Here is a 20,805-nt window from a genome sequence, read left to right as displayed (position 1 = left end):
TAGGCCTGTTTAACAACTATGCTTATGGGAGTAAGGTCATATTTCCTTGAAAATTGCGTTATATTTCGTAGCCTTGCTTACAACAACAATTCCAATCAATAGAATACGCAGCCGGATTTAGGGGTGGAGATTTTGACAACCCGAGTATTAATCACCGACGACTCTGCATTAGCACGAAAGCAACTTGCCCGGTCGCTGCCAGCATTTGTTAATGCAGAAGTGACGTTCGCGGAAAATGGCAAAGTCGCCATCGAGCAACTTCAGTCTTCCAGTTTCGATGTCATGTTTCTTGATTTGACCATGCCAGAAATGGACGGTTTTGAAACACTGGAAGTGATGCGAGCCAACAGCATCAATGTTCCTGTCTTTGTCGTATCAGGCGACATACAGCCAAAAGCGCAAGAGAGAGTTCTCTCACTGGGCGCAAAAGCATTCGTACAGAAGCCTGTCAGTCAGGAAAAGCTGGTCGAGCTTTTACAACCTTTTAAAATCAGCGAGCCTTCTACTTCACCTAAACCTGCTCAACCGCCGGTGGACATGAAAATTGGCCGCCGTGAAATGTATATGGAAGTGGTGAACGTGGCGATGGGTCGCGCCGCTGATTCCTTGGCACGTTACTTTGACGTGTTCGTTCATATGCCGCTGCCACAGGTTAACGTGCTAGAGGTCAGCGAGCTCACCATGACCATCAAGCACCTCGCGAATAACGACAATATGAATGGTATTTGTCAGGGATTCAGCGGGGAGGGCCTAGCGGGTGAAGCCTTGATGCTGATCTCTGATTCCTCGATGAAAGACCTACTGGGTATTCTGGATTATCCGGACGATGGCACCATCGACAATGATCTCGAAGTGCTTGTTGATGTCAGTAACGTGCTTATCAGTGCGTTTCTTTCTGGTATCGGTGAGCAGGCGGGCTTGGTATTCGCGCAAAGTTATCCCGCCATTATTGGCCAACACCAATCGGTCGATAAGCTGGTGGAAAACATGCACGGTACCTGGAAGCGCACGGTGACAATCGAAGTGAGTTACGCCATTGACGGCACCAACATCAAGTGTGATTTGTTGCTGCTGCTGGTTGATGAATCCTTGCCGCTCTTAGACGCGAAACTGGCTTACCTGATGGATGACGAGGAGTAACCATGATTGACTCACCAGAATTTGAACAATTCAACTGGATGGTCGATATGGTTCAGAATATCGACATGGGTTTGATTGTTGTTGACCGCGATTTCAACATCCATATGTGGAATGGCTTTATGGTTCACCACACGGGCAAGCACCCAAACAAGGTGAAAGGGCAGTCACTGTTTGATGTGTTCCCTGAAATTCCGGAAAGTTGGTTCCGCGCCAAATGCCGGCCTGTGTTTGAGCTGAAATGCCGGAGCTTTGTGGTGTGGAAGCAACGCCCTTACCTTTTCCATTGCCGCAACGTTCGCCCTATCACGGGCCAAGCGAGCTTTATGTATCAGAATGTCACGCTAAACCCCATGGTAAATTTGCGTGGTGAAGCGCAACACATGTTCATCTCTGTGGCAGATGTGACGGGTGAAGCTTTGGCTTCTCAATAGCGTTCTGCAGATAGAAAAATGCCAGCGTCATCGCTGGCATTTTTGTTTCAGACTTTCAATTAATCACAAAGTGTTAGCCGAACAGATTAGGGCTGCCGCAGTTGGGTGCTTTTCGTGTTTGAGGTGGCAACTCGTTAATCGCCGTTTGCAAGTCAGAAATTCGGGTGTCGTGTGAAGGGTGAGTGGAGAGAATCTCTGGTGGAGCGCCATCAGACGCTTTCGCCATGTTTCGCCACAGTGCAACGCTCTGATTAGGATCAAATCCCGCTTCGTTCATCAATTGCACACCAATCAAGTCTGACTCAGACTCGTGCGTACGGCTAAACGGCAGCAAAACACCGACATTCACGCCGAGACCCAACCCCGCCATAATAAGGTCGGCATCTGCCGTCCCTGACGCACCCAAAGCGATACTGGTGACTTGTAATGCGCTATTTGCAGCAACTTGGCTTGAAACGCGCTCGCTGCCGTGATTCGCCATTACGTGGCCAATTTCGTGGCCGATAACTGATGCGAGTTGATCTTGTGTTCTCGCGACTTTCAACAAACCGGTATACACACCGATTTTCCCGCCAGGGAGTGCAAAGGCATTGACCTGATCACTGTCGAATACCACCACTTCCCATTTATCGAAGTCCGGCTGGGGTGGTGTCACTTCCAAAATGGCATCTGTCACGCACTGAACATATTGGTTGGTCTTTTTGTCTGTGCTGACTTTTTCGTTTTTCTTGAGTTCTGAGAAAGACTGCGCACCCAGCGTCGCCATCTGCGACCCCGAAACAATAATAAACTGGCTGCGGCCGGTTGGTGATGTCGTACAACCAGCAATCAACGCACTCAACAGCGCCGCAGCGACTGTGTATCTGATTTTGTTGATCTTCATGAAGCTATTCCTTAAGCCCTTAATAATCCTAGCTATATAGTAAAGGATCCATAGGTCTGAATTAAACAAGTAAGACTGATAGAAGACTTTAAATGTCACTGATTGCGACAAAAGCCAGTAGCGTAGAAAAGTGACAACAAAGATAATACCAAAACAACCCAAAACCAAAAAATCACCGAAGGGGACTGTTTTGTCTATCTGGAAGAAACCCATTTCGCTTGAAGGCTTGAATGCCACCTCGAAAAACACCTTGGTTGAACATCTCGGTATTGTTTACACAGAGTTCAGTGAAGACAGCCTGACGGGCACTATGCCGGTAGATTCCCGAACGCATCAGCCATTAGGTATGTTGCATGGTGGCGCGTCAGTTGTGCTTGCAGAAACCTTAGGTTCGCTGGCAGCCAATATGGCAGTGGAAGAAAACAAGTATTGTGTCGGTCTGGATATTAACGCTAACCATATTCGTGCCATGCGTTCAGGTCACGTCACAGGAACAGCCAAAGCGATTCATATGGGCGCGACCACACAGGTTTGGCAGATTGAAATCACTGACGAGCGCGGCCGTTTAGTGTGTACCAGCCGCCTGACTATGGCGGTGCTGCAGCACAAAGGGAAATAGTCATGGTGATTACGATTCCCGGTGGCCGTGTGATTGCCACCATGCATGAAGTGATGGTGAAGTTTCAGGAAAATCAGATGACGCTTCAGGCACAGACTGATGATATCAGCCTGCTGGGCGCACCCTATATGCTGATTGCCAATGGCGGTACGGTGAATTGGAGCTTGTCATTAGGCTCAGAAGAAAACCTGAATGCAGTGTCAGAAGCAACAGGGATCGCCATTAAACGCTAAATCGACAGAGGGAAAGAAAAATGAAAAGACTGATCGCTGCGAGTTTGATGTTCTTGGCAGGAACCGCTTGGGCTGGAAAGGCCGATGTGGTGAATGCAACAGCGACTAAAAGTGGTGAGTCTTACCGTTTTTCTGCCACTGTCGAACATGCCGATGAAGGTTGGGAGCACTATGCCGATGCCTGGCGAGTTGTCACCGCAGAGGGCGAAGTGCTGGGAACGCGGGTGCTACACCATCCCCATGTCAACGAGCAGCCATTCACCCGAAGTCTTTCTGGTGTAATGATTCCGGATGATATTACTGAAGTGTACGTTGAAGCGCATGACAGCGTGCATGGCTGGGGTGGAAAGCAGTTTAAGGTGGCGCTGGACTAGTTTGGAAAGATTCCCTCTCCCAAATGGAGAGGGATTATCGTTTTAATATTCTGCAGTCACTTCGTAACTGGTGAATTTGCGAATATTAATCACACCGGTATCGAAGATCAGATACTGGCCTTTAATGCCTTTCAGTACGCCGGAAACCACAGGATCTTTATCGAAGTTCAGTGACGTAATCTTGGTTGGGTATTCCGTCACAGGAAAGCTGATGTCGATGATGTCGTTTTGAATCGGTTCAACGGCGTCGAAACCATATTGCAGGCGTAGGCTGTAAATCTTGGCGTCAATTTGCGGCAGTAGTCGGCGCGCCTCTTCATGCAAATCCAACTCAACATTGTCACCTTTCAGCATCGCCCGCCAATTGGTTTTATCTGCCAGAAATTCCGCAATCGCGATTTCCACCAAACCAGACAGATGACGGCTTTTTACCCTCAGAATTGGCAGTGCTTGTGTCGCACCTTGATCAACCCAGCGGGTCGGGATCTGATTCGCACGGGTAATGCCGACCTTCAAACCCGAAGTATTCGAAAGGTAAACCACATGGTCAGTCATACAGAACTGTTCTGCCCACTCTGGCTCACGACAAGTGCCTTCAGCAAAGTGGCAGGTTTCGGGTTTCAGGATGCACATATCGCAGCGTGCCAGTCGCTTAGTGCAGGGGAAACAGTGACCCTGGCTGAAACTTTTGTTGGTTTTGTTACCACAAGCATCGCAATAGATATTGCCGGTGTACGTCAGTGTAAGAGATTTGCCAATCAGGGAGTTTAGGGAAATGTCGGTGTCACCGACAGGAAGGGAGTAATTCACGCCGTTATCCAGCGTGCTTTTCATTTTGCTCAGAGTGCCAGTAATCATTGTATTTTTATTGTTGTCCTTCACGTGCAGAGATTCTACAACGAAAGGACAACCACTAAAACCGCGTTCAAAACGCTTTGATGCTTATTTGGCCTTAACCAAACCGTCGTTCAGGTCGTTATACAAAGACACATCCAATACCAGCATATTGTGGTCAATGTCTTCACTGATTTCATCAATCACAAACAAGTCAGCGTCTTTGTCAGTCAAGTTGGCTTCGGCCAGATTAACAATGTTCTGGTTGATGTCGCCATGAATCGTCACTTCTTCTACTTTTTCGTAGTGTCCGTAATCGAGCATAGTGGCAGGAACCAATTCTGGTGCAGCAAAAGAGGGAGAAGAAATCAGCAGGGCAGCAGCAAGCAAAGGTGCTTTGGAAAAAGTCATTTCGGTGTTCCGTTGTTCTCGTTTTAGCGCATTGTAAATGCGGGTATTGCTTGTATTGTCAGTGAGATGTCAGAGCGGCTTTAAAGCGCCGCAAAACGGGGGCATTTTGGGTTTTTATCAGAAAACTACAAGTCGACAATCACAGGACAGTGATCGGAAAGACGATAAGTCGCAACAGCGTGGTAAGAGTATTGATATTGACGCGGCTCTGGCATATTCGACAGTGGCACAGCCCCAGGGCTAGCGACGATATGATCGATGAGTTTGCGGTAAACAACATGCTCCCAACGCTTGGTGCGATAGTTGTATTTTCTCGCTTTGCACTTCGCATCCGTATCGCGAGTCAGCTTCACCAGGTTCTCTTCGCCTACTTCCTCAATAAGCTGCTTCCACACCCACTCGTTCTTTTCATTCATGTAGTGGTTAAAATCTCCGGCAATCACAAATTCCTGTCCGAGTTCTATACGGGCGTTAATCCAGATCCCAAGGGCTTCGATTTGCTTATCGAGTTTCTTACAACTGTTGTTGCGACGGACAGGCGTTTCGAAACAGCCAGATTTTAGATGAATGGATAGAAGGTGAAGGGAAGGTTGGTTTTCGCGTACCACTTCGATATAAGCACCATAACGCAAATCCCCCCTTGAGAGGAAAGTGGGTAAACCGAGTGGCTGATAATCCTTGTGGTCGATGACCTTGATGCCTTTTTTGACTGCCCAGCCAGTGAACTGTTGGCTGCGGCGACTTTTCTTGAAGTATTTAGAGCGATCGGAAAAGTAGTAATCATACTCGTCAGGGTTTAGCACTTTTGCCAGAGAGTTTTCACTGTCCACTTCCTGAAAAGCAATCAAATCGGCATCAATCACCGAAGAGACAGTTTGCATCATCAAGTAATCTTCAGGCGTTCGTTTACTTTGAATGATGTCATCTTTATCACTCAGCCACTCCATGTTCCAAGTAGCGACAGACAAGGAAGCATACGCACTGGAAACCTGCAACAGCATTACCACGGGCACCACAAAAGCAAGCCAAGAACCTATGGTCCGCTTGAATAAAATATGCTGTCTTGATGGGCTCGCTGAATTCATTAAATGGTTGCTAAGTGGTTACTAAGTATTTGTTCTTAAAATAGGTGAGCTGAGAGTCAGAAAATACAAGGCTTTCAAGCTCATAGTAGTGCATACGGTATCGCACAGTTTTTACAACATAAAGAATTTGGGGAGTCTGTAGCAAAATTTGACAGGCTTTTTTCATTTCTTGAAGTTTGTCCACACTAATCGACTAGATAGAAATCGCATCCCCCTAGGCCATGATCTAAATCAAAGTATCCCGTTCAGCTCGACGGTCTAATACACCACATATTGTAGTCCTAGCTATGAATTCACCCATATTTGGTATTTCTTGACGCCATTCACATTTGCGTGTAGGTCGATTGGATCTTGCTGGATCCTTGTTCGATATCGGTTAAGTAACGCGAAATGGCGCGCTTTTTCATGGATATGGCTGACTACTTTCCCAGACGTGACGACTACTTACTAGCCAAAGTGGTCAACCTGATTTTCTTTCCCTTGCAGTAAAAGAGGGCCGATTTGTTGAGGAGCTATTTGTGAAACCTGTTGTCATCAAACGCGATGGAGGCCGCGTACCTTTCGAGCGCCAACGTATTCAGGATGCGGTACTGAGCGCGGCGTTTGCAGTAGAAGACATGGATCAAGCCTATGCAGCAGCAGTAGCAGATGGCGTGCTCGCGCAGTTTATGCGCAGTGATGAAGTGGATATCAATCAAATTCAGGATGCCGTAGAAAACCACCTGATGGCCGGGCCATTCAAGGCGGTTGCGCGTGCATACATTGAGTATCGACATGATCGTGACAGCATTCGTGAGAAGAAAAGCCGTCTGAACCATGAAATTCGTGGTCTGGTTGAGCAAACCAACTCCGATATCCTCAACGAGAACGCCAACAAAGACAGCAAGGTGATCCCAACTCAACGCGACTTGTTGGCGGGCATCGTGGCGAAACACTACGCGAAGCAGTACATGCTGCCGAAAGCGGTGGTTCGCGCGCACGAACAAGGCGACATTCATTACCACGATCTGGATTACGCACCATTCTTCCCGATGTTCAACTGTATGCTCGTTGACCTTGAGAACATGCTTACGCATGGCTTCAAGATGGGTAATGCGGAAATTGACACGCCGAAATCCATCCAGACCGCGACAGCAGTAACGGCACAAATCATCGCGCAGGTTGCCAGCCACATATATGGCGGTACCACGATTAACCGTATTGATGAAACCTTGGCGCCGTACGTTGAAATCAGCTACGAAAAACACCTGATGGTGGCGCGCGAGTGGGATATCCCAGACGCAGAAGGTTATGCCCGTGCGCGTACCGAGAAAGAATGTTACGACGCTTTCCAATCGCTGGAATATGAAGTGAACACTCTGCATACCGCGAATGGTCAAACGCCGTTTGTGACCTTCGGTTTTGGTTTGGGTGAATCTTGGGCAGCGCGTCTTATTCAGCAATCTATTTTGCGTAACCGTATTGCTGGTCTGGGCAAGAACCGTAAAACCGCTGTTTTCCCGAAACTCGTGTTTAGCCTGAAATCTAGCTTGAACCTAAAAGACGGCGAACCAAACTACGACATTAAAAAACTGGCATTGGAATGTGCGTCAAAACGCATGTATCCGGACATCCTGAACTTCGACAAAGTAGTAGAAGTGACAGGCTCATTTAAAACCCCAATGGGTTGCCGAAGCTTCCTGTCTGCATACGAAGAAAATGGCGAACTGATCCACGAAGGCCGCAACAACATCGGTGTGGTGTCTATCAACCTTCCGCGTATTGCGATTCGTGCAAATGGTTGTGAAGAAACCTTCTACAAACTGTTGGATGAAGTCTTAGCCGTTGCCCGTGAAGGCTTGGACACCCGTATTGCCCGTCTTCAAGGCGTGAAAGCCCGTGTCGCCCCAATCCTATACATGGAAGGCGCGTGTGGTGTTCGCCTGAACCCTGATGACGACGTTAGCGAAATCTTCAAGAATGGCCGAGCCTCGATCTCCCTTGGTTATATCGGCATTCACGAAACCATGAATGCGTTGTATGGCGTGGAAGAGCACGTTTACGATTCAGAAGCACTGCGCGAAAAAGCGCTGAACATTGTAAAATACCTGAAAGCGGCGACAGACAGCTGGAAGGAAGAAACCGGTTATGGCTTTAGCTTGTACAGCACACCAAGTGAAAACCTGTGTAGCCGCTTCTGTAAGATCGACACTAAAGAGTTTGGGCTGGTGAATGGCGTTACCGACAAAGGTTATTACACCAACAGCTTCCACTTGGATGTTGAAAAGAAAGTGAACCCGTACGACAAAATTGATTTCGAGATGGCGTACCCAGCTATCGCGAACGGCGGTTTCATTTGCTATGGCGAATATCCAAACATTCAGCACAACGTTGAAGCGCTGGAAAACGTTTGGGACTACAGTTACGAGCGCGTTCCATACTACGGCACGAACACACCCATTGATGAGTGTTACGAATGTGGCTTCACTGGTGAGTTTGATTGTTCAAGCAAAGGCTTTGTTTGCCCAAGCTGTGGCAACCATGACTCAACGAAAGTGTCAGTGACCCGCCGCGTTTGTGGCTACCTGGGCAGCCCGGATGCGCGCCCATTCAACGACGGCAAGCAGGAAGAAGTTAAACGTCGCGTTAAGCACATGTAAGCGAACGAGAATGAACTTCCACCAGTATTATCCGGTTGATGTGGTTAACGGCGAAGGCACACGTTGCACCTTGTTTGTGTCAGGGTGCGAGCACCAATGCCGAGGCTGCTATAACCAAAGCACCTGGTCACCATCGTCTGGCGAGCTTTTCGATCAGGCGATGGAAGATCGCATCATTGCGGATTTGAATGACACGCGCATCAAGCGTCGTGGATTGTCGATCAGCGGTGGTGACCCACTGCTTCCCGCTAATCTGCAGAGCGTTCTTAGGCTGGTTCAACGCGTTAGAAACGAATGCGAAGGCAAAGACATTTGGATGTGGACGGGGTATACACTGGCGAACCTCTCCGACGCACAGCGTGAAGTGGTGAACTATGTGGATGTGCTGGTGGACGGTAAATTCGAGAAAGTATTAGCCGATCCTTCTCTACCTTGGCGAGGCAGTTCGAATCAGATTGTGCACCGTTTGACACCACGTTAACAAAGGTACGGTTGCAAACTGCTAATCTCATTTCCAACGCCGCTTCAATGCGGCGTTGTTATACTCAACATCTAGTTTGGTCAGGCAAAGTTCAGAAACATCATGTATTCTGGCTTCGTCACCATAAACAAAGAAACTTTCAACAATCCGCACTGTCCATCTCTATGAATTTGCTTTAACTACAAGGACATCGCAATGAAACATCGTATTGCTGCCTTCTTAATCTTCCTCGTTATGGGTTCTATCTCAGTCGCTTTTGCGGCCAGTTCACCAGACAACTCACCAGACAGTTATGAACACCTGCCAGACGGAAAACTGGTGATGGGTGAGAAAGAATGGGTCAGAGTTGACGAGATCAACGTTGTCGCTAAAGCCCGTGTGGATACAGGGGCAACAACTTCCTCTATCAGTGCTATCGACATCGAAGAATTTGAGCGAGATGGAGAAGAGTGGGTACGTTTCCGGTTGGCGCATGACGACAAGCAAACCGACTTGATGGAATTGCCTGTCATCAGAACCGTACGCATTATCCAGTCGAGCGCCGAAGGGTATGATCGCCGTTACGTGGTCGAAATGCCTATCACCATCGGTGATGTCACTGAAACCACAGAATTTACCCTGCGTGACAGACATCATCTGAATTTCCCTGTGCTGTTGGGAAGGACATATTTAAAAGATGTCGCGGTCGTTGATGTCAGTCGAAAATATGTGCAGCCAAAGCCGGAAATTCTCAAGTAGTAAATCACACTTGACGAATTTACAGTCAAAAGTGCAATCCATTGATATTGGGTTGCGCTTTTTTAGTTGCGCGGCGCTGAGCTTTTAGTAATGTAGCTTCATTAGCAAACAGCACGGCCGTTAAATAAGGAAGTTATCGAATGTTAGATCTGCTATCTCCGGCGCTACAAGACCCAATTTTGTCTCTCTCCGTCGCTTTCCGCGAAGACAACCGCGCCGAAAAAATGGACCTTGGTATTGGCGTTTACAAAGACAGCCAGGGCAACACCCCCATCATGAAGGCGGTGAAAGCAGCACAGCAACAACTGGCCGAATCTCAAACCACCAAAAGCTATGTCGGTCTGGCAGGCAGTGAAGCCTACAACCAGGCGATGACAGATCTTCTTCTCAAAGGCACAGACGGCTATTCACGCAGCGCAGCAGTGCAAACACCGGGTGCAAGCGGTGCGCTGCGTATGCTGGCAGATTTAATGTATCTGGCAAAACCTATCACCACGGTATGGATCAGCAACCCGAGCTATGTGAACCACAAACCCGTGATGGAAGCAGCTGGCCTGACCGTGAAGTTTTATCCTTACTTCAACGCCGAGACCAAACAGGTTGATGCCGATGCCATGATCGATGCACTGTCAAAAGCGGGGCCTGATGATGTGGTGCTTCTGCACGGCTGTTGTCATAACCCGACGGGGGCAGACATTCGCCCTGAGCACTGGCAGGCGATTAATGATCTGGCACAGAAGAATGGCTTTACGCCGTTTGTTGATATTGCTTACCAAGGTTTTGGTGATGGCTTAGAAGAAGACGCAAACGGCCTGCGCCTGTTGGCAGATTCAGTAGAAGAAATGCTGATCGCGACGTCTTGCTCGAAAAACTTTGGTTTATACCGTGAACGCACAGGTGCAGCGATTGTTATCGGTAAAAACGCACAAGAAGCGGGTAATGCAAAAGGGCGTATTCTCCAACTGGCGCGCGCAACGTACACCATGCCGCCAGATCACGGTGCTGCGATTGTAGAAACCATTCTCACCAGCGATGAACTCACAAAGCAATGGAAAGACGAGCTGGATACGATGCGCGGAAGAATCATTACACTGCGTGATGGTCTGAGTGCTGCGTTAGCGAAACGCACAGGTGATGACCGTTTTGATTTCATCAAGGAGCACAAAGGCATGTTCTCCATGTTGGGCTTGAGCCAAGACCAAGTTGCACAACTGCGTTCAGATTTCGGTATCTATGCTGTCGGTGACAGCCGTATCAACGTGGCAGGTTTGACGGAATCACGCATTGACTATCTGGCTGATGCACTTATCGCTGTCACGAAATAACTCGGTCGGACTAAATAATAAAGCCAGCATCTGCTGGCTTTAATTTTATGTATTCAATAAACAGAGAATTTTTATTTTTCTTTAAACACCAAACTAACATTGACTGGCACAGTGCTGGAAATATCAATGTTCCCAACTGTTTCAGAAACCGCTTTTAAATTGGCTTCTGGAATACCAAAAGTCGCAGCGCTAATAACGACAGGTTTATAAGTGAAAGCGAATATATTGTCATCATCTTTAATCACATTCATATCCAACGTAACCTCTTTGGTATTACCAAATAAAGTCACTGTTGCGGGAATCGATTGCTGAAGCAGTGCACCTGATTTGTCTAGGTCCTGCATAGAAACCTGACCCTCTACCTTCAGCATCGGAAACTTCTTAGAATCAAAGAAAAGATCGTTAAGACGCTGATTACGAATAGGAATGCCGGTGGATATTGATGAGAGCGGAGCGGTAACGGTGAACTTACCCGAGGCGTCGACACTACCTTCAATGCCGCTGATAGTGGCAGGTTCAACGATGTAGGATTTCTTGATGGTGGCAAAACTAATGGAAGAGGCTTCACTATCAACAGAGTAATTATCAGAAGCAAAGGCGAGAGAAGAAGACAAGGTTAAAGCCAACAGCGTTGCCGACGAAATACATTTCATTATTTATTTCCTTCTTATTGATTGTGTGTTGATATCCTTATCGACTATAGACACTTTGTACATCGCTTTATTTCGATGTGAATTTTCTGAATTTCCGATTGCGCCTTATTTGTTTCAAGTGATGCATAATTAAAACAAGGTTTTATTAAATTATTTATACCCAAACAACTTTTTGATTGCTGATAATTCAACCTAACCTAGATGACGCGTAACGTCATCAAATGTTAGTATGTGTCGTCAAACATAATCTGGTAGTAACCCAATGAAAATACATCGAATTAACCCTACAAAACGTTGGTCAGATGTGACCGTATTCAATGGCATTGCAAACTTTGTAGAAGTGCCGGAAAGCGACCTGAGTGCAGACATCAAAGGCCAGACACAACAAATCTTCGCACAGGCAGAAGAAATGCTGGCAACCGTCGGCGCAGACAAAACCCGCATCCTGTCTGTTACCATCTACATCACTGATTTCGCCAATCTGGAAGCGCTGAATGAAGTGTGGGATAACTGGTTTGAAGAAGGCACTGCACCAAGCCGCGCATGTGTGAAAGCAGAGCTGGCAGACCCAGATTATCTGGTTGAGATGGCTTTTGTTGCCGCGGCTGGCGAAGAGTTTCAGTAAGCTAGCATTTTCCAAATGAAAAACGCCCTGCAAACAGCGGGGCGTTTTTCGTCTGGCTCTCATCATATATTGCTTGCTAAACGCGATAGCTAGACAGTTGTTCGTTCATTTGAGTGGAGAGGATTCGTAGGTATTCACTGGCTTTTTGGGTTTCATCAATATACTGCGCATTTTCCTTACTAATTAAACCAATTTGGCCAATGTTGTGGTGAATTTCACCGGCGACCACATGCTGTTCGTCAGCAACATTGTTGATGGAAACGTTGGCTTGGGTGAGCATTTTGACTGCCGTTACGATGTGTTCCAGTACTTCACCGGCAGATTTGGCTTCCTCAACATTCGAGACAGAAATCTCGCGGTTCTTTTCCATCAATGCAAGCATCTCATTGGTACCGCTTTGGAGCCGTTCGATCATCACCCGGATCTCTCCGGTTGAATCCTGAGTTCTGCTGGCAAGTGACCTCACTTCATCGGCGACTACGGCGAATCCTCGGCCTTGTTCACCGGCTCGAGCTGCTTCAATAGCGGCATTCAGCGCCAGCAAGTTTGTCTGCTCAGCAATTTGAAGAATCACGTCGAGAATACCGCTGATGTCTCCAGTGGCACTGGCTAACTCATTGACGACATTGGCTGACTTGGCCATGGATTCATCCTGACTTTCCAAGCTGACGATGACATTCTGAACCACGGAGTTACCGCGCACGACCTCCTGATCTACTTTAGTAATGGCATCGGAGGAAGCGCTTGCACTTTCTGTTACTGACTGTGCAGATTCGTTTAATTGTTGAATGGCATACTGGGCGCGTTCTACTTCCTGACTTTGTTTACCCATCGCCGCTGAAGAATGATCGGCGATTCCAGCCAAAACCTCGGATTCCGCAGAGAGTTTGCTGGATGATTCCATGACTTCTTTGATTGTGGCCTGTATTCGCTCTAGCACTTTATCAAAGTGTCTGGCCATGATGCCGAACTCATCTGAAGCATCAGAATTAAACCGCTTAGTTAAGTCACCTTTACCTTCCGCTATATCTTTAATAGCAGCGATAAAAGCATTTAGGGGTTTGGCCACAACCTGTTTCATCACGAAAAAGTTAATCAGCATAAAAGCAATCACAAAACAGACGACCACCGCGAACGCTTTAAGTGCCGACTGGAAGATCAATGCAGACACATCTTTGTTAGGGTAAGCGATGACAATTTCATAGTCCCATTTGTCATAAGGGAATCGTGCCACTGACCAAGCATCTGGATTGATGTTTAACGCCGACTCAACCACCGCCGTATCAACAGAGTCTGAATGCATTCTGACGCGTTTCTGGTTGTCCAATAACGCAACAAAACCATTATTTAGAACGGTCGACTTACCAATGGCAGAGGCCAATTGTTTAAGATCTGCTGAATAACCCACATACCAAATACCGATAACAGAATTTTGCTTATCAAAAATGGGTTCATAAGCGGTCAGGTAAGGGTCACCAAGGATATCAATTTTGCCGTAATAAGCTTCACCTGCCTGAATTTTCTGATCAACGGCGCCTCCTGGGTGCAAAATGGTGCCAGTAGCGCGTTTACCGTTCTTTTTTACATTGGTGGCAATACGCACAAATTCTGAACCATCTTTAGCAAAAACGGTTGCAGTTCCCCCCATGGTGCTGGTTATCCTGTCGACAAGCTCGTAGTTGTTGGCTTGTGGATTGTCACCTAGGTAAAGGTTCAAAGAGTCTCTTTCGCTGACCATAACGCGTTCTCTTAGGTTCGGATTACCCAGCTCCTGACCCTCTTTTTTGAGCAATGCCATGCTTGATGCCACGCGCTCCATAATCAGACTGTGTGTTGTGTCCATTAAACCAAGCAAGTCATGGCTAAGGTTTTCTTTCTGGATATAGACACTTTCTTTAATGTGATTAGTTTCGTTGATATTGGTTAGCACAAAAGCAATCGCGCTGGCGATAATCCCCAGACTAGCTATGGCAGCGAAGAACTTTCTTTGAAGAGACATTCTCTTTACTCCTTGTGGACCCACTTACAACAAACAAAAGGGAGGTTAGTTAACTAGTTACATATAAAGGTGGCTAAATGTTTCAAAATGTTTCGTCCATGAGTGAATTCTAGATTCGGGTGTCAAGAAATTTAGCGGATACCGGACAAATATCGGTAAAATGTATTAAGGATGAGAATAAATGGGGTCAAAACACACAGTTTTAATCAATTGGTGGCATAGGGATGCAGAATGCGAGCATGAAAATACAACTCGTTTTATTCATGAATGGACATTTGATGGAGGAATAAAAGTCGATGCATCACCTTCTCCTTTTGTTATGCCGGAAAAGGCAAAAGAAGAAGCTATCGACCCTGAAGAAGCCTTTATCGCCGCCATTGCCAGTTGCCACATGATGACCTTTCTGACTGTGGCAGAGAAACAGCGTTTTAGCGTTGAAAGCTATGCCGATGAGGCCATCGGCACGCTAGGAAAGCTGGAAAACGGAAGAACGGCAGTCACTGACGTGGTGCTGAAACCCAAGATTGTTTTCAGCGGGGGGAATCAGCCTACACCTGAGCTGCTAGCTAAAATGCACAAACTGGCACACAAGCACTGCTTCATAGCTAACTCAGTCACCACCAATATCACAGTGGAAAGTGACTAATCATCAAATCGCGAATCAAGAAAACGCTGCGAAGGCACAAAGTAGTTCGTCCCTGTCTTCGCCTCAACAAAATCCAGCAGCTTGTCGTAGTCTCCGTTTTCGTCTGCAGTGATCATCTGCTTCAATGACGTTTCTACAACAGACGCCGAAGCTGCAAATCCGACAAACATGGTGCCGTGCTCAATAGCATTTCCGTAGGGACGGTTTTGGCGGTACATTTTGATTTCCTCGCCGTCCACTTCCACCTTACTTTTCTCATTGTGCGCCCATGCGGGCTTTTCATCATCACTCAGTTCAATGTCATCCATCTTAGTGCGGCCAACGACTTTTTCTTGCTGTTCAGTTGGTAGAGCATCCCAGTCCTGATGACGGTCGACATAACGCTGAACCGTGAGATAACTGCCGCCCATCTCGTTATCACTGCCTTCCTGTACCAAAACTGCTTCCGCGCGTTCTTCATCTAGAGGGTTTTCCGTGCCGTCGACAAAATCAATCATGTCTCGGTTATCCAGATACTTAAAACCCTGAATATCTTCAACGAGATCCGCAACATCCGCTAGAGCACGCGTGGCGTATTTGGCGACCTGAAAGTTGAGGTCTTTGCGTTCTGATTTCACCATCAAAAAGATATCACCTGATGTGGAAGGGAAAATGCGGGGGCCATCCGACAGCGCTGGAAAGTCATGGAGCTCAGAAGGGGTTGGCACATCAGGAAACAGAATCGGCCAACTGTTGGCAGAAAACCCCATGGTGACAGACAAACCGGCAGAGGTATCTTTCTGTCGAATGGATTTTTCAATGCCCGGTAACTGGGAAAGCCCCTCGTTGATCTGGTCAATATTAAGCCACTGATCTTTCAGCGTGAAAGTCAGAAATTCAGCATGGGTAGTAGGATTAGACAATACACCTGGCTGCGCCAGAGACACGAGCTCGTTCATAGATCTTCCTGTTGGTAGAAGTGAGAAATCCCAGTGAGAATAGAACAGGTGAGAAGATCGAGGTGGGGTAGGAATGAGACGCAAGGTAAGAACAGACACAATCCCACAACAAGCTTGTTGATGTCCCGTTTTGCATACATAAAAGATTCATATCATTAGACTTCTTAGGCAAGCGCAACTAGGATAAATTTTCTTTAAGTTAATTCAGTTGCATATAGGGAAAACATGCTCTGGCACAAGGTTCAAAACCAGCTCAAACTCCACGATATCAGCCTCGTCGTCGGCCCCAACCGATCAGACAAAACCAAGTTTCTGGTAGAGCAATATGGCGATACGCCATTCACCATTGATGTTTCCAAAGCCAAGCTCGCCTATTGCGGCGGCGATACCACCATCAGCGACGCTGAATGGCAACAAATCATTGATCGGGATTGTCCATTTATCACCGTCGATGATGCCCACCTGCTTAAAATGCCAGACCTAATCAAGTTGATTGAAGTCGCGGTAGAAACCAAAAAACGCCTTTATATGTCATGCAACGAAACCATTGTTTCTGACCTGCCTGCACTGCTGACTCATGCTAGTACGCATCATCTGTCAGTGGTTAAATTGGAAAGGCTAACCGCGAATGATGTATGTGCATGGGTGTTGGGGGAGTTCGGGTAGACTATTGTTTCTTCAGCCTTTCTAAGGGGAAGGTTGGGGTATATTTGGTTGGTTTTTCCCCAAAGTGAGCAAGCATCACTTTTAAAGCGGTGTGTTGGAGCCCCCGTTTACCGTACTTTTTATCATCCAAACCTTACTTGTTCACTGTTGATACACGCTACACGTGAAATTGTGTCGCATACTACCGATACACCCTCACATTAGGGTGATTTCACAATGTCATTCTTGGCACAGGGAGAAACGTATTTTTAAACAGAGGGAAAGTCACTTTTGAAATACAGTGGGTTGTTATTATTGGAAAAAGTTGGGTGTTTAAACACCCTACTTTGGGATCTAATAAATTGTTAATCGCTATATTAGGAAGTGAAGAGGATAAAAATATGAAAATAAATCAGATTTTTATGAGAGTGTTCCTGCTATCGTTGATAGTGGTTTTTCCTAGCATATGTTTTTCTCAATCGGAAAATAAAGAATTATCGAAATCTTCTAGTCCAGAAAGTTTGAAGAAAGAAAGATCCTCGTTAGAGACAGATATATCAGAGCTGAAAGCAAAATTGAAAACGTATCAAGATGATCTTTCTCAAATAGAGTTTCTAGAGATCGATGCAGTATCAAAATATGAGGGTAAGTTCGGTTCTGTAGATAAAGATTTAGATTTAATCCAAAATATTGACACATCAAATATTGAAGAATCGCGCAGTGAATTAAAGAGAAGAGCAGAGCTTGATATTTTAGAGGCTATGGGTCAAAGCTCTCTATCCCTATTTGAAGAAAGTAATGACTTTGATGTTCAAAGTTATCGAAGCTTGGTAGCTGGAAGGGCTGCGCTAGCAATCCAGCGGGCTTTTAATCAGGAAACAACACCACCTGATACTCCAAAAGAATGTGATGGGAATTCTCAAATTAATAGCGATGCTTCGGAAAGTGATATAAAAAATGCTGTTTCATCTTGTATTCGCGCGGTTGGGAATATTATCAATAGCATCGTAGCTATCGACGTCCCATCCCAGGTATCAAAAATATTGGACCCAGTCAAAAAGGAACTCCAGAGTAAGATACAATTAACAAGAAGTCAGCTTATTGAAAAAGAAGAAAATCTTTCAAAAGTTATTGAGCTCATTGGAAATAGCGAGGATTTAACTGAAACTATAGTCAAATGGACAATTCCTGCACTTGGCATACTACTTGTAATTATATTTCTAGGGCCTAGGTTGTACGGTGGAGAAATGCAAAAAGAGATTTTTGCGACAAGAATAGTTCTAGAGCTGTTAACAGTTTACATACTAGTTTCAAGTATATTAATACTCGGGCTAGCTAACAGGATTGATAATGAAGTATTAGGTACGCTTTTGGGCGGGATTTCCGGTTACGTTTTAGGACGATCTTTTAGTGGCGGAGTAAGTAGGCAAACAAAAGATGAATAGTGATACTCAAGTATAGAGTGCGCTTAACAAACGCATGTTGGCGGACTGCTTTTCCGCTTTGTTCCAAATCAGCCGCAAATGCGGGCGTGAGCTGTTCTGGAGGATCAGTTCTAATTGGTTAAATTTTCGAGAAAAGCTAAATATGGATATTCTGGTCTTCTAATCATCTTCTCTATCTATCTTCTAACAGCAGATGAGTTCAAATTTCAGGGTATGACTATTGTAGACACGGAGCTACTACTCCTATCTGCAGGATGTTTAACGAGCGCTACAGATATGGCTTTGTCTGCTTTGTTTAATTACGATAGTGACAATCCAATGCACCCTTAAAAGCTTTACCACTGACTCTTACTAGTTATCACTGTAGGACTTGTAGCTCTGGCAATTTTGGTATTGGATTTTCACGAATTACAAATGCAGATCCATTAATCAAAAAGCTAACACATATGAGCCCTTCTCTGGTTAATAGGCAATAACCATCTTTTGGCTGCGTCCCTGAACCACAAAGTCACTTATTTCGGTTTCCCTATCTGAAGTAATCCGAACTCGACAGTTACGAACACAATTCTCAACTCGAAATTGTCCCAAAATGCTCCAGAGCCAATAGCAAAGTCTTCATCTAACTTCCCCTAAAACAATAGGGGAAGAACCAAAAGCTAGCCAAAACAAAAAGCCCCGCATTCGCAGGGCTCTTCAATCTCAACTCTCGAGACTCTTATCTCGAATCTCGCCTTAGCGCTTATTCTTCAAATATCGCTTACGACGCTCTTCTTTGTGTTTCGCTTTTTCTTCTGCTTTCTGTGCTGCGGCTTCTTCTACTTCAACCAGTTCCTGGCTGATCATGTCTGGGTGTTCCAGCGTGATGAGACCCAGTGCTCCGTTGCGAAGGTCGTTGATCAGAATCTCTGAGGCTTTGTGCAGGTCGATACGGCCGCCAGCACGCAAACAGCCGCGCTTCTCGCCAATCGCTTCCATCAGTTCCACCTCAGTTTCTGGTAGCTCTTCGATGTTGTAGCGCTTTTTCAGCAGTTCTGGGTATGCGCTTGCGAGATATTCCACGGTGTAGAACGCTACTTCGTCATATTCCATCGCCGTGTCTTTTACCGCGCCAGTTGCTGCAAGGCGGAAGCCACTGTGTGGATTTTCTACTTTTGGCCACAGGATCCCTGGGGTGTCAGAAAGTACCACACCATTTTGCAGGTTAATGCGCTGCTGTTGGCGGGTGACAGCCGGTTGGTTACCGGTTTTCGCGACAACACGGCCAGCCAGTGTGTTGATGATAGTGGATTTACCGACGTTCGGAATACCCATGATCATGGTGCGAATGTTCTTGCCCATTTCTTCACGGTGAGGGGCGAGCTTGTGGCAAAGATCCATGATTTTATTCACTTCACTGATTTGCTCAGTGGTGATAGCCATCGCTTTTACACCTTGTTCTTTTTCAAGGTGTTCAAGCCACAGGGCAGTCATCTCCGGGTCAGCCAGATCGCGCTTGTTCAGCACTTTAATCACTGGCTTATCTTTGCGGATGCGGCGAATCATTGGGTTTTCGCTGCTAAACGGAATGCGCGCGTCCAGTACCTCGATGATCACATCGATTTTTGGTACCACTTCTTCGATTTCTTTACGCGCTTTGTGCATGTGGCCCGGGAACCACTGGATGGAATTGTTAATCATGCGAATGATTGCCTTTGTAATTCTGTATAAACGCCTTTCAACATGCGCTGAGGCGAAAAGTTGTCGGCGATTTTAGCACTTAACGGAGGCTTGATAAAAAATAACTGGAAGAACAGGGGGAGAGTGGTGAGAGGTTAGCCGATTTTCTTATTCGACCTTCTGGGTCGGCCCGCGCTTGCCAGGGTTGGCAGCAAAGAAATCTTCCAAGCGCTGTGGCATGCCCAAATAGAAACCCTGGAAGTAATTGATGTGCAGGGCGCGCATGGCTTCGTATTCTTCCTGATTCTCGATGCCCTCCACCAATATTTCAGCATTCACTTCGTTGGCGAGGGCAACAGCACGCAGCATGGTTTCTACTTCGCCTTCTACATAACGTTGCACTAAAGAACGGTCGATCTTAATTAGGCTTGGGCGAATCATACGTACACGCATTTCCTCTGAGCCCTCTACGCCGTAGTCATCTACCGCGATTTGGAAGCCGTTATTAATAGATTGTGTAATGGCAACGGAGAGCGAGAGGGTGTCGGCGTGCAGGTGCTCAACCACTTCAAGTACAACGTGATGACGCGGAATGCCAAGCTCAGCTAAACGTTTGACCATTAGATTCTGCTTGGAAAAAGTCTCGATAGAAGCGACGGCAGAAGACGGCAGCATGTTGAGAAAGATGGAGTGATTACCAGCGAATAAAGAGAAGTTTCTGATATGGATAACGCGGGCAAGTTTGTCGATACTGATTTGGTTTATAAAGTCCGGATGGTCGTGATCGAGCTTCCTGAAAAGATGTGCAGGGCAGGCTGGCTCTCCATCCGTTTTTCTGGCCCGCACTAGCGCTTCAAACCCAAGTACCGTGCCATTTGCCCGGAAGATAGGCTGAAAGACACTGCGAAGTTCCAATCCATTGAAGACAGCCATCACGTCACCATTTGTATCGGTGCGCAGGCATTCCTCAAATTCAGATTGTGTCCTCAAGTGCTTAACCACGAC

The 20,805-nt window shown here is 46.5% G+C and carries 22 protein-coding genes; 13 read left to right on the top strand and 9 right to left on the bottom strand.

The window, feature by feature from the left end:
* Positions 1 to 132 precede the first annotated feature (132 nt).
* Together D515_RS03700 and D515_RS03695 are read left to right on the top strand one after the other, a co-directional pair.
* Positions 133 to 1,140, top strand: a complete 1,008-nt coding sequence (locus D515_RS03700) for a response regulator (protein ID WP_039849591.1) — start codon at positions 133 to 135, stop codon at positions 1,138 to 1,140.
* Between the two features lie 2 nt (positions 1,141 to 1,142).
* The gene (locus D515_RS03695) at positions 1,143 to 1,571 is read left to right on the top strand and encodes a PAS domain-containing protein (protein ID WP_002536101.1); all 429 of its coding nucleotides are present in this window, start codon (positions 1,143 to 1,145) and stop codon (positions 1,569 to 1,571) included.
* A 73-nt stretch (positions 1,572 to 1,644) separates the two neighbouring features.
* Here D515_RS03695 and D515_RS03690 read toward each other — a convergent pair whose 3' ends face one another.
* Positions 1,645 to 2,454 carry a M48 family metallopeptidase gene (locus D515_RS03690; protein ID WP_002536100.1) on the bottom strand — a complete coding sequence of 270 codons (810 nt, stop codon included), beginning with the start codon at positions 2,452 to 2,454 and terminating at the stop codon, positions 1,645 to 1,647.
* 190 nt (positions 2,455 to 2,644) lie between these two features.
* Here D515_RS03690 and D515_RS03685 point away from each other — a divergent pair, with 190 nt between their 5' ends.
* From D515_RS03685 to D515_RS03675, 3 genes are read left to right on the top strand one after another with little or no spacing between them, the layout of a single operon-like run.
* Complete coding sequence (locus D515_RS03685; RefSeq protein ID WP_002536098.1) at positions 2,645 to 3,073, top strand: hotdog fold thioesterase; 429 nt, start codon at positions 2,645 to 2,647, stop codon at positions 3,071 to 3,073.
* Between the two features lie 2 nt (positions 3,074 to 3,075).
* Complete coding sequence (locus tag D515_RS03680) at positions 3,076 to 3,306, top strand: DUF3389 family protein (protein ID WP_002536097.1); 231 nt, start codon at positions 3,076 to 3,078, stop codon at positions 3,304 to 3,306.
* A 20-nt stretch (positions 3,307 to 3,326) separates the two neighbouring features.
* Positions 3,327 to 3,680: a hypothetical protein gene (locus D515_RS03675; protein WP_002536095.1), complete on the top strand. Its 354-nt coding sequence runs from the start codon at positions 3,327 to 3,329 to the stop codon at positions 3,678 to 3,680.
* 42 nt (positions 3,681 to 3,722) lie between these two features.
* On the opposite strand, the gene D515_RS03670 is transcribed toward D515_RS03675, so the two are convergent.
* From D515_RS03670 to D515_RS03660, 3 genes are all read right to left on the bottom strand, one after another.
* Positions 3,723 to 4,538: a DUF2797 domain-containing protein gene (locus D515_RS03670; RefSeq protein WP_002536094.1), complete on the bottom strand. Its 816-nt coding sequence runs from the start codon at positions 4,536 to 4,538 to the stop codon at positions 3,723 to 3,725.
* An 84-nt stretch (positions 4,539 to 4,622) separates the two neighbouring features.
* Positions 4,623 to 4,925, bottom strand: a complete 303-nt coding sequence (locus tag D515_RS03665) for a hypothetical protein (protein WP_002536093.1) — start codon at positions 4,923 to 4,925, stop codon at positions 4,623 to 4,625.
* 125 nt (positions 4,926 to 5,050) lie between these two features.
* Positions 5,051 to 6,010 (bottom strand): endonuclease/exonuclease/phosphatase family protein, encoded by a 960-nt coding sequence (locus D515_RS03660; protein ID WP_239643930.1) that lies wholly within the window; start codon positions 6,008 to 6,010, stop codon positions 5,051 to 5,053.
* A gap of 518 nt (positions 6,011 to 6,528) precedes the next feature.
* Here D515_RS03660 and nrdD point away from each other — a divergent pair.
* From nrdD to D515_RS03640, 4 genes are all read left to right on the top strand, one after another.
* Positions 6,529 to 8,649: an anaerobic ribonucleoside-triphosphate reductase gene (nrdD, locus tag D515_RS03655; RefSeq protein ID WP_002536090.1), complete on the top strand. Its 2,121-nt coding sequence runs from the start codon at positions 6,529 to 6,531 to the stop codon at positions 8,647 to 8,649.
* Between the two features lie 10 nt (positions 8,650 to 8,659).
* Positions 8,660 to 9,130 carry an anaerobic ribonucleoside-triphosphate reductase-activating protein gene (gene nrdG, locus D515_RS03650; RefSeq protein ID WP_002536089.1) on the top strand — a complete coding sequence of 157 codons (471 nt, stop codon included), beginning with the start codon at positions 8,660 to 8,662 and terminating at the stop codon, positions 9,128 to 9,130.
* Positions 9,131 to 9,325: 195 nt separating this feature from the next.
* Entirely contained in the window at positions 9,326 to 9,868 is a 543-nt protein-coding gene (locus D515_RS03645) for an ATP-dependent zinc protease family protein (RefSeq protein WP_002536085.1), read from the top strand.
* 140 nt (positions 9,869 to 10,008) lie between these two features.
* Positions 10,009 to 11,193, top strand: coding sequence for an amino acid aminotransferase (locus D515_RS03640; RefSeq protein ID WP_002536084.1), 1,185 nt, complete (start codon positions 10,009 to 10,011; stop codon positions 11,191 to 11,193).
* A 71-nt stretch (positions 11,194 to 11,264) separates the two neighbouring features.
* On the opposite strand, the gene D515_RS03635 is transcribed toward D515_RS03640, so the two are convergent.
* Entirely contained in the window at positions 11,265 to 11,846 is a 582-nt protein-coding gene (locus D515_RS03635; protein WP_002536083.1) for a YceI family protein, read from the bottom strand.
* A 262-nt stretch (positions 11,847 to 12,108) separates the two neighbouring features.
* Between D515_RS03635 and D515_RS03630 the strand changes: the two genes are divergently transcribed.
* Positions 12,109 to 12,471, top strand: a complete 363-nt coding sequence (locus D515_RS03630; protein WP_002536081.1) for a RidA family protein — start codon at positions 12,109 to 12,111, stop codon at positions 12,469 to 12,471.
* 76 nt (positions 12,472 to 12,547) lie between these two features.
* On the opposite strand, the gene D515_RS03625 is transcribed toward D515_RS03630, so the two are convergent.
* Positions 12,548 to 14,470: a methyl-accepting chemotaxis protein gene (locus tag D515_RS03625; protein ID WP_002536080.1), complete on the bottom strand. Its 1,923-nt coding sequence runs from the start codon at positions 14,468 to 14,470 to the stop codon at positions 12,548 to 12,550.
* A gap of 181 nt (positions 14,471 to 14,651) precedes the next feature.
* On the opposite strand from D515_RS03625, the gene D515_RS03620 reads away from it, so the two are divergent.
* Positions 14,652 to 15,116: an OsmC family protein gene (locus D515_RS03620; RefSeq protein ID WP_039849558.1), complete on the top strand. Its 465-nt coding sequence runs from the start codon at positions 14,652 to 14,654 to the stop codon at positions 15,114 to 15,116.
* Here the strand turns inward: D515_RS03620 and D515_RS03615 are convergent.
* Positions 15,113 to 16,054 carry a Dyp-type peroxidase gene (locus D515_RS03615; RefSeq protein ID WP_002536078.1) on the bottom strand — a complete coding sequence of 314 codons (942 nt, stop codon included), beginning with the start codon at positions 16,052 to 16,054 and terminating at the stop codon, positions 15,113 to 15,115. The genes D515_RS03620 and D515_RS03615 overlap by 4 nt on opposite strands.
* A gap of 225 nt (positions 16,055 to 16,279) precedes the next feature.
* On the opposite strand from D515_RS03615, the gene D515_RS03610 reads away from it, so the two are divergent.
* Both D515_RS03610 and D515_RS03605 read left to right on the top strand, forming a co-directional pair.
* Positions 16,280 to 16,720 (top strand): hypothetical protein, encoded by a 441-nt coding sequence (locus D515_RS03610; protein WP_002536076.1) that lies wholly within the window; start codon positions 16,280 to 16,282, stop codon positions 16,718 to 16,720.
* 308 nt (positions 16,721 to 17,028) lie between these two features.
* Entirely contained in the window at positions 17,029 to 18,144 is a 1,116-nt protein-coding gene (locus D515_RS03605) for a hypothetical protein (RefSeq protein ID WP_039849557.1), read from the top strand.
* 732 nt (positions 18,145 to 18,876) lie between these two features.
* Here the strand turns inward: D515_RS03605 and ylqF are convergent.
* On the bottom strand, positions 18,877 to 19,821 hold the full coding sequence (ylqF, locus tag D515_RS03600) for a ribosome biogenesis GTPase YlqF (protein ID WP_002536073.1): 945 nt from the start codon (positions 19,819 to 19,821) through the stop codon (positions 18,877 to 18,879).
* Between the two features lie 147 nt (positions 19,822 to 19,968).
* Positions 19,969 to 20,733 carry an EAL domain-containing protein gene (locus D515_RS03595; protein WP_002536072.1) on the bottom strand — a complete coding sequence of 255 codons (765 nt, stop codon included), beginning with the start codon at positions 20,731 to 20,733 and terminating at the stop codon, positions 19,969 to 19,971.
* Positions 20,734 to 20,805: the final 72 nt, after the last annotated feature.

It is taken from the genome of Grimontia indica (assembly GCF_000333895.2).
GTDB classification, from domain to species: Bacteria; Pseudomonadota; Gammaproteobacteria; order Enterobacterales; family Vibrionaceae; genus Enterovibrio; species Enterovibrio indicus.
The sequence above is the reverse complement of the archived record's forward strand: the minus strand, read 5'-3'. Positions and strand labels throughout refer to the sequence as shown.

What these genes read in the sequence shown, in the direction of transcription:
- D515_RS03695 (WP_002536101.1), top strand. Translation starts at nt 1,143, where the DNA reads ATGATTGACTCACCAGAATTTGAACAATTCAACTGGATGGTCGATATG.
- D515_RS03690 (WP_002536100.1), bottom strand. Translation starts at nt 2,454, where the DNA reads ATGAAGATCAACAAAATCAGATACACAGTCGCTGCGGCGCTGTTGAGT.
- D515_RS03680 (WP_002536097.1), top strand. Translation starts at nt 3,076, where the DNA reads ATGGTGATTACGATTCCCGGTGGCCGTGTGATTGCCACCATGCATGAA.
- D515_RS03675 (WP_002536095.1), top strand. Translation starts at nt 3,327, where the DNA reads ATGAAAAGACTGATCGCTGCGAGTTTGATGTTCTTGGCAGGAACCGCT.
- D515_RS03670 (WP_002536094.1), bottom strand. Translation starts at nt 4,538, where the DNA reads ATGATTACTGGCACTCTGAGCAAAATGAAAAGCACGCTGGATAACGGC.
- D515_RS03665 (WP_002536093.1), bottom strand. Translation starts at nt 4,925, where the DNA reads ATGACTTTTTCCAAAGCACCTTTGCTTGCTGCTGCCCTGCTGATTTCT.
- D515_RS03660 (WP_239643930.1), bottom strand. Translation starts at nt 6,010, where the DNA reads ATGAATTCAGCGAGCCCATCAAGACAGCATATTTTATTCAAGCGGACC.
- nrdG (WP_002536089.1), top strand. Translation starts at nt 8,660, where the DNA reads ATGAACTTCCACCAGTATTATCCGGTTGATGTGGTTAACGGCGAAGGC.
- D515_RS03645 (WP_002536085.1), top strand. Translation starts at nt 9,326, where the DNA reads ATGAAACATCGTATTGCTGCCTTCTTAATCTTCCTCGTTATGGGTTCT.
- D515_RS03640 (WP_002536084.1), top strand. Translation starts at nt 10,009, where the DNA reads ATGTTAGATCTGCTATCTCCGGCGCTACAAGACCCAATTTTGTCTCTC.
- D515_RS03635 (WP_002536083.1), bottom strand. Translation starts at nt 11,846, where the DNA reads ATGAAATGTATTTCGTCGGCAACGCTGTTGGCTTTAACCTTGTCTTCT.
- D515_RS03630 (WP_002536081.1), top strand. Translation starts at nt 12,109, where the DNA reads ATGAAAATACATCGAATTAACCCTACAAAACGTTGGTCAGATGTGACC.
- D515_RS03625 (WP_002536080.1), bottom strand. Translation starts at nt 14,470, where the DNA reads ATGTCTCTTCAAAGAAAGTTCTTCGCTGCCATAGCTAGTCTGGGGATT.
- D515_RS03620 (WP_039849558.1), top strand. Translation starts at nt 14,652, where the DNA reads ATGGGGTCAAAACACACAGTTTTAATCAATTGGTGGCATAGGGATGCA.
- D515_RS03615 (WP_002536078.1), bottom strand. Translation starts at nt 16,054, where the DNA reads ATGAACGAGCTCGTGTCTCTGGCGCAGCCAGGTGTATTGTCTAATCCT.
- D515_RS03610 (WP_002536076.1), top strand. Translation starts at nt 16,280, where the DNA reads ATGCTCTGGCACAAGGTTCAAAACCAGCTCAAACTCCACGATATCAGC.
- ylqF (WP_002536073.1), bottom strand. Translation starts at nt 19,821, where the DNA reads ATGATTAACAATTCCATCCAGTGGTTCCCGGGCCACATGCACAAAGCG.
- D515_RS03595 (WP_002536072.1), bottom strand. Translation starts at nt 20,733, where the DNA reads ATGGCTGTCTTCAATGGATTGGAACTTCGCAGTGTCTTTCAGCCTATC.